This is a genomic window from Candidatus Hakubella thermalkaliphila (genome assembly GCF_013281975.1).
GTDB lineage: Bacteria > Actinomycetota > Humimicrobiia > Hakubellales > Hakubellaceae > Hakubella > Hakubella thermalkaliphila.
Genome location: NZ_BLRZ01000479.1, coordinates 1 through 541, shown reverse-complemented (window position 1 = coordinate 541; position 541 = coordinate 1). Strand labels below are relative to the sequence as shown.

Genomic DNA, 541 nt, shown 5'->3' with positions numbered 1-541 from the left:
CACGGACCGCCTTTTTTAGGATGACCGAGTTGAAGGATAAGGGATGCGCTGTACCCAGGGTCCTGCCGGTACTCTTTTTGGATAGCTCGGTAGACAATTTGACCCTCTGCGCCTCACCGCCGGAGAGAGTGGGGGCGGACTGTCCCAACTTAATATATCCCAGACCCACATCGAAGAGCAGCTGCAGTTTTCTTTTTATGCTGGGGATGTGGGCAAAGAATTCCAGAGCTTCCTCCACAGACATATTCAATACTTCGGCAATGTTCTTTCCCTTGAATCTGACTTCCAGGGTCTCCCGATTATACCGTTTCCCCTTACAGATCTCACAGGGTACATAAACATCGGGAAGAAAGTGCATCTCGATCTTGATGGTACCCTCGCCAGCACAGGCCTCACACCTTCCTCCTTTGACATTAAAACTGAAGCGACTAGGCCGGTAGCCTCGCATTCTGGCTTCGGGGGAATTGGTGAAGACCTCCCGGCTATAAGTGAAGGTGCCAGTGTAGGTAGCCGGATTGGAACGGGGCGTCCGGCCAATGGG

General features: G+C 52.5%; 1 pseudogene. It reads right to left on the bottom strand.

The annotated features are described in order from the left end of the window. A pseudogene (locus tag HW443_RS12800) lies at positions 1-541 on the bottom strand (excinuclease ABC subunit UvrA); the annotation flags it as partial.